This window comes from Kitasatospora sp. NPDC101155 (assembly GCF_044768305.1).
GTDB lineage: Bacteria > Actinomycetota > Actinomycetes > Streptomycetales > Streptomycetaceae > Kitasatospora.
Window position 1 is genome coordinate 1 of the sequence record NZ_JBIWPN010000122.1, and the last position, 4954, is coordinate 4954.

The window sequence follows — 4954 nt, forward strand, 5'->3', positions numbered from 1 at the left end:
GATGCCGGTGCGCTGGACGAGCTGCTCGCGGAGTGGGAGGCGCGGGGTGTTCGGGCCCGGCGGATCCCGGTGGACTACGCCTCGCACACGGTGCACGTGGAGTCGCTGCGGGAGGAGCTGGGGCAGGTGCTGGCGCCGGTGGTGCCGGTGGCGCCGCGGGTTCCGTTCCTGTCGACCGTGCACGGCGGCTGGGTCGACGTGGCGTCGGGTGACCTGGGAGCGGAGTACTGGTACCGCAACCTGCGTCAGACCGTGCGGTTCGAGGACGCGGTCCGCGGGCTGCTGTCGGACGGCTACGACGCCTTCGTGGAGTGCAGCCCGCATCCGGTGCTGACGATGGGCATCGAGGAGACCGCCGAAGCCGCCGGTGCGGGCGTGGACGCGGGCCGGGTGCTGGCGGTGGGCACGCTGCGGCGCGAGGAGGGCGGCCTGGAACGACTGCTGGCCTCCTTCGCCGCGGCGCACGTCCACGGCATCGCCGTCGACTGGCAGCGCCTCTTCGCCGGCCAGGACGCCCAGCGGGTCGACCTGCCCACCTACGCCTTCCAGCGCCAGCGCTACTGGGTGGACGCGGCCGTGGGCGCGGTCGGGGACGTGGTCTCCGCCGGTCTCGGCTCGGCCGACCACCCGCTGCTGGGTGCCGCCGTCGGCCTCGCGGGCGGTGACGGCTTCCTCTTCACCGGTCGGCTCTCGCTGCGCACCCACCCCTGGCTCGCGGACCACGCGGTGGCCGGAGCCGTCCTGGTGCCCGGCACCGGGATGCTGGAACTGGCACTGCGCGCCGGTGAGCAGGTCGGCTGCGACCACGTCGAGGAACTGACCCTGGCGGCGCCCCTGGTGGTGCCCGAGCGCGGTGGCGTCCAGATCCAGCTCGCCGTCGGTGAGTCGGACGGCACCGGCCGCCGCTCCCTCACCCTGTACTCGCGGATCGACGAGGAGGGCGCGGGCCTGGCGGGCGAGTGGGTCCAGCACGCCACCGGCGTGCTGAGCGCCGAACCCGCCGACCGCCAGGCGACCGCCGCCGAGTGGGCCGTCTGGCCGCCGCAGGACGCCGTCGCGGTGGAGGTCGCCGACGTCTACCCGGGGCTGGCCGCGTGCGGGTTCGCCTACGGCCCGGTCTTCCAGGGACTGCGGGCCGCCTGGCGCCGGGGCGAGGAGGTCTTCGCCGAGGTCGCCCTGCCCGCCGAGGAACACGGTCAGGCCGCCCGGTTCGGCATCCACCCCGCGCTGCTCGACTCGGCGCTGCACGGTGCCGCCGTCGCCCTGCCCGAGGACGAGATGCAGGAGAGCGGTGCGGTGCAGGGCCAGCTGCCCTTCTCCTGGTCGGGTGTGTCGCTGCACGCGGTCGGCGCCGCCGCCCTGCGGGTCCGGCTGACGCCGGCCGGCCAGGGCGCGGTCTCGGTGCGGGTGGCGGACACCACCGGCACCCCGGTGGCCTCGATCGACTGCCTGGCCTTCCGGCAGGTCTCCGCGGAGCAGCTGGAGGCGGCGCGCGGCACCGGCCGGGACTCGCTCTTCCAGCTCGACTGGACCGCACTTCCCGTCCCCGCCAACGCCGTCGGGACGGACGGCTTCGCCTGGCTGGACGCGGCACCCGCCGCTCTGGCCGGCCTGCCCGGTGAGCGGTACGCGGACCTGACCGCGCTCGCCACGGCGATCGACGCCGGGGCCGCGGTCCCGCAGACCGTCGTCCTGCCCGTGACCACCGGCACCGCCGACCCGGTCACCGGCACCCGCGAGAGCGCGGCCCACGTGCTGGCCGTCGTGCAGGCCTGGGTCGCCGACGAGCGGTGGGCCGACTCCCGGCTGCTGCTGGTGACCGAGGGCGCGGTGGCGGCCGAGCGGGGCGCGGACGTGCCCGACCTGATCGCGGCGTCGGTCTGGGGCCTGGTGCGCTCCGCCCAGTCCGAGTACCCGGACCGCATCGTCCTGGCGGACGTCGACGGCGACGACGCGTCGGGCGTCCTGCCGTGGGCGCTGACCACCGGGGAGCCCCAGCTGGCGGTCCGAGCGGGCGTGCTGTCCGTGCCGCGCCTGGCCCGCGCGGCCGCAGCGGCGGCCGAGGACGCCGAGGCGGCCTTCGGCCCGGACGGCACGGTGCTGCTCACCGGTGCGACCGGCACCCTGGGCGCCCTGGTGGCCCGCCACCTGGTGGTCCGCCACGGCGTGCGGCACCTGCTGCTGGCCAGCCGCAGTGGCGAGGCGGCCCCGGGTGCGGCGGAGCTGGTCGCGGAGCTGACCGAGGCCGGGGCCAAGGTCACGCTGGCGGCCTGCGACGTCGCCGACCGCGCGGCTCTCGCGGAGATGCTCGCGCAGATCCCGGCCGAGGCCCCGCTGACCGGGGTGGTCCACACCGCTGCGGTGCTGGACGACGGCGTGATCGAGTCGCTCACCGCCGAGCGCTTCGACACCGTCCTGCGCCCCAAGGTGGACGCCTCCTGGTACCTGCACGAGCTCACCCGGGACATGGACCTGTCCGCGTTCGTCCTGTTCTCCTCCGCCGCCGGCACCTTCGGCTCGGCCGGGCAGGGCAACTACGCCGCGGCGAACACCTTCGTGGACGCGCTGGCCGAGCACCGGCGCGCGCAGGGGCTGCCCGCGGTCTCGCTCGCCTGGGGCTTCTGGCAGGAACTGAGCGGCCTGACCGGTCAGTTGAACGAGACCGACCTGCGCCGCGCGACCCGCGGCGGCCTGCGCGGCCTGACCGCCCAGGAGGGCCTGGCCCTGTTCGACGCCGCCTGCGCGACCGACGTGCCGGCGCTCGTGCCCGTCCAGCTCGACCTGGCGGCCTTCCGGTCCCAGGCGGCCGCCGCCGGCGACGTGCCGGCGCTCTTCCGGGGCCTGGTCCGCATCCCCGCCCGCCGGGTGGCGGCGGCCGAGGCCGGCGCCACGGCCGATGCGCTGGCCCAGCGGCTGGCCGCGGCGCCGGAGGCCGAGCGCCTGCGCGTTGTGCTGGAGGTGGTCCGCTCCCAGGTGGCCGCCGTCCTCGGCTTCGGCTCGGCCGAGATGGTCGAGGAGGGCCGGGCCTTCAAGGAGCTCGGCTTCGACTCGCTGCTCGCCGTCGAACTGCGCAACCGCCTGAACGCGGCGACCGCGCTGCGCCTTCCGCCGACCCTGGTCTTCGACTACCCGACCCCGGTCGCGATGGCCCGGTTCCTCCTGGCCGAGGTGCGGCAGGAGGGCGGGGCGCGCAACGAAGTCCCGATCTCCACCGAACTGGACAAGCTCGACGCCGAGATCTCGGCGATGACTCTCGATGACAGCGCACGGACGAACATCAAGGCCCGCCTGGAGGTCCTCCTGGCGAAGCTGAGCGATGGACAGGGGGACACGGATGGCGACGACCTGGCAGACCGACTCATGTCGGCGTCGGACGACGAGATCTTCAGGATGATCGACAGCGATTTCGATCTCTCCTGAGGCGATCTCCCAGGATTGATGGACCGACAAATCTGCACTGCGGCAAAGGGTTGGCTGTAAGAATGACGAACGAAGAACGGCTCCGCGACTATCTCAAGCGCGTGACGTCCGATCTGCACCAGACACGGCAGCGTCTGCGCGCGGTGCAGTCGAACCTCCAGGAGGTCGAGTCCCAGTCGCGCGAACCGATCGCGATCGTCGGGATGGCCTGCCGCTACCCCGGCGGAGTGCGATCCGCCGAGGACCTGTGGGAGCTGGTCTCCACGGGCCGCGACGCGGTGTCGGTCCTTCCCGAGGACCGCGGCTGGGACGAGGACCTGTACGACCCGGATCCGGAGCGTCACGGCAAGTCCTACGCCAACGAGGGCGGCTTCGTGTACGACGCCGCCGACTTCGACCCGGCGTTCTTCGGCATCTCGCCGCGCGAGGCCCTGGCGATGGACCCCCAGCAGCGCCTGCTGCTGGAGGCCTCCTGGGAGGCGATCGAGCGGGCCGGCATCGACCCGACCGTCCTGCACGGCAGCCGGACCGGCGTCTTCGCCGGAATGATGTACCAGGGCTACGCGACGAACCTGTCCTCCGTCCCGGAGGACCTGGAGGGCTACCTCGGCAACGGCGGTGCCAGCAGCACCGCCTCCGGCCGGATCTCCTACACCCTTGGCCTGGAGGGGCCGGCCGTGACGGTGGACACGGCCTGCTCGTCCTCGCTGGTCGCCCTGCACCTGGCCGCCCAGGCGCTGCGCCAGGGCGAGTGCTCGCTCGCCCTGGTCGGCGGCGTGACGGTGATGAACACCCCGGCACTGTTCGTGGAGTTCAGCCGGCAGCGCGGCATGGCCCCGGACGGCCGCTGCAAGTCCTTCGCGGGTGCCGCTGACGGCACCGGCTGGGGCGAGGGCGTGGGCATGCTGCTGGTCGAGCGGCTCTCCGACGCCCGGCGCAACGGCCACCCGGTGCTGGCGGTGCTGCGGGGCAGCGCGGTGAACCAGGACGGCGCTTCGAACGGCCTGACCGCGCCGAACGGCCCGTCGCAGCAGCGGGTGATCCGCCAGGCGCTGGCCAACGCCCGCCTCACGGTCGACCAGGTCGACGCGGTCGAGGCGCACGGGACGGGCACCACGCTGGGTGACCCGATCGAGGCGCAGGCGATCATCGCGACCTACGGTCAGGACCGTGACGCCGAGCGGCCGCTGCTGCTCGGCTCGCTGAAGTCGAACATCGGCCACACCCAGGCCGCTGCGGGTGTGGGCGGCGTCATCAAGATGGTGATGGCGATGCGCCACGGTGTGCTGCCGCGGACGCTGCACGTGGACGAGCCGACCCCGCAGGTGGACTGGTCGGCCGGCGCGGTGGAGCTGCTCACCGAGGCGCGGGACTGGCCGGAGACCGGGCAGCCGCGCCGGGTCGGCGTCTCCTCGTTCGGCGCCAGCGGTACCAACGCCCACGTGATCCTGGAGCAGGCTCCGGCGGAGGAGCCGGTCGCCGAGGAGGCCGAGGCGCCCGCCGAGGGCGACGACGCTGCCGAAGCCCCCGTCAC

The 4954-nt window shown here is 74.2% G+C and carries 2 protein-coding genes; both read left to right on the forward strand.

Annotation, left to right across the window (positions count from 1 at the left end):
• Positions 1-3420: SDR family NAD(P)-dependent oxidoreductase (locus ACIRYZ_RS46135; protein ID WP_402955657.1), on the forward strand; the 3420-nt coding region annotated here is incomplete at its 5' end.
• Between the two features lie 62 nt (positions 3421-3482).
• Positions 3483-4954: type I polyketide synthase (locus tag ACIRYZ_RS46140; protein ID WP_402955660.1), on the forward strand; the 1472-nt coding region annotated here is incomplete at its 3' end.